This window comes from Candidatus Obscuribacterales bacterium (assembly GCA_036703605.1).
In the GTDB taxonomy this organism is placed as follows: Bacteria; Cyanobacteriota; Cyanobacteriia; order RECH01; family RECH01; genus RECH01.
In genome coordinates this window covers 1-2,535 of the sequence record DATNRH010000524.1, presented here as the reverse complement: position 1 = coordinate 2,535, position 2,535 = coordinate 1, and the positions used below count along the sequence as shown (strand labels likewise).

The following is a 2,535-nucleotide window of genomic DNA, read 5'->3' as shown; positions in this document are numbered from 1 at the left end:
AACCCGCGTGATCAAGCATCCCTCCTTGATATAGCAAAAGCTGCCCGATTTTCCCTAGATTTCGTGAACGGCGTGACCCAAGAAGGTTTTGCCGCCGACACCAAGACCCAATCCGCCGTACTCTATCAAATTGCTGTCCTAGGCGAGGCTGTCAAACGCCTATCTCCTGAATTCCGCAACCAACATCCTAATATCCCTTGGTCAGCAATGGCAGGAATGCGAGACAAACTCATTCACGACTACGAAGGTGTAGATGTCGATCGTATTTGGCTTACCCTAAAATCTAGTATCCCTGATCTGTTGCAAGCGATTACTCCACTTCTAGGTGACTAATGGAATTCCGCATCGCAGATACCTTCACCGACAGCCTCACCAAGCTGACCAGCCAAGAGCAAAAAGTAGTTAAAACCGCTGCCTTCGACCTCCAGCTCAACTCAACGAGTTCTGGTCTACGGTTTCACAAACTCGATCGCGTCAAAGACCCCAACTTTTGGTCAGTTAGCGTCAATCTAGACATTCGCCTCATTGTCCATAAAACTGATGCTAGCCTCATGCTTTGCTACGTGGATCACCACGATGATGCCTACACCTGGGCCAGGCGGCGCAAGATCGAGCGCCATCCCAAAACCGGTGCTGCTCAACTGGTGGAGGTGCGGGAAACGGTAGAAGAGGTGATCATCCAAAAAACAGTCACGGTGCCGGCTGTCGCTTCACCCAAACCTCAGTTGTTTGCCGCCATCTCAGCCGAAGACCTCCTAGCCTATGGGGTGCCCCCAGAATGGCTAGACGATGCCCAAGCTGCTACAGAAGACACCCTCTTCGACCTAGCCGACCACCTCCCCCAAGAAGCTGCCGAAGCCCTCCTAGAACTGGCGACTGGCGGAAAACCCCAGAAACCGGTTGCCATTCCTGATGATATAGATCCCTTCAAGCATCCCGATGCCCAACGGCGTTTCCGGGTGATGAGTAATAGTGAAGAACTAGACCGGGCTCTCCAATATCCTTGGGAAAAATGGACTGTTTTCCTGCATCCAGGGCAGCGATCGCTTGTGGAACGAGACTGTAGCGGCCCGACCCGCGTTTCAGGTTCCGCTGGCACCGGTAAAACCATTGTCGGTCTCCATCGCGCCGTATGGTTGGCCCGTTCCCATCCCCAATCGACCGTTTTATTAACAACCTTCTCCCCTGCCCTAGCCAATGCACTGGCCCTTAAGCTGTATCGTCTGGTTGGCAATGAGCCAAGTATCATCGACCGGATTGAGGTTAAAGCCATCCAAGAGGTAGCGCTGGAGCTTTATACTGCCTTTGCTTTACCACCTAATCTGGTTGATCCAGAAGACCTGCGATCGCATCTGGTCGCGATCGCCCAAGATAGTGCCCCAGGAAAATTTACGGGTACGTTCCTATGGGGCGAGTGGAGCACAGTCGTAGACCCATGGCGGCTGACAACCTGGGATGCTTATCGCGACGTACCTAGACTGGGCCGCAAAACCCGCCTAGGGATAAAACAGAGAGAGATCCTATGGCAGATCTTTGCACAGGTTCACCATCACTTAGGCGAACACCAGCAACTGACCTGGCCCACCATCTTTCAACAGGTGACCGAGCATCTCATCCAAACGGGTGATTACCCTTACACCTTTGCCATCATTGACGAAGCCCAGGATATGGGCGTAGCCGAGCTGCGCTTCCTAGCTGCCCTGGGCTGCCAACGACCCGATAGCCTATTTTTCACCGGCGACCTAGGCCAACGCATTTTCCAACAGCCCTTTTCCTGGAAAGCCCTAGGCGTTGATATCCGAGGTCGATCCCATACCCTCACCATCAACTACCGCACCTCCCATCAAATTCGTGCCGCTGCCGATCGCCTCCTGCCCAGCAGCATCAGTGATGTAGACGGCAACCGAGAAGAGCGTCGTCATACAGTTTCAGTATTTAACGGCCCTGCCCCAGTTGTGGAGATCCATAATTCTCCAGACGACGAACTTGAGTCGGTGGCAGAATGGATTGCTAACCATCTGACCATGAACCTCCAGCCTGACGAGATCGGTGTTTTCGTACGCGATCGCCCCCAATTAGAAAGAGCGATCGCAGCTATCCAGAAAGCAGGCGCAACACCCATTGAATTAGACGACCATATCGCCTATACCCCTGGTCATATTGCCGTGAGCACCATGCATCTTGCCAAAGGGCTAGAGTTTCGAGCTGTTGTTGTCATGGCTTGTGATGATGAAGTGATCCCACTGCAAGAACGAATAGAATATATTTCAGATGAGTCAGATTTGGAAGAAGTTTATAACACCGAGCGCCATTTGTTATACGTAGCATGTACCAGAGCGAGGGACTATTTGCTAGTCAGCGGTGTTGATCCTGCATCCGAATTTCTAGATGACTTATGGACGGATACCAAGTCCGGTTAGAGAGCTACAGCTATCTAGATAATGCCCTGAATACATAGCGTATCTAGGGCTTGCTGAAAAAAGGGAATCTTCCTCAGTGCAGCATGATTTCTATCTAGTTTGACCTGCAGACAAC

General features: G+C 51.8%; 2 protein-coding genes. Both read left to right on the top strand.

Annotated elements, in window-relative coordinates; all coding sequences use genetic code 11:
- Positions 1–333, top strand: a 333-nt coding sequence (locus tag V6D20_11355; protein ID HEY9816380.1) for a DUF86 domain-containing protein, incomplete at its 5' end; no start/stop codon positions are given.
- Positions 333–2,420 (top strand): 3'-5' exonuclease, encoded by a 2,088-nt coding sequence (locus tag V6D20_11350; GenBank protein HEY9816379.1) that lies wholly within the window; start codon positions 333–335, stop codon positions 2,418–2,420. The genes V6D20_11355 and V6D20_11350, both read left to right, overlap by 1 nt.
- Positions 2,421–2,535: the final 115 nt, after the last annotated feature.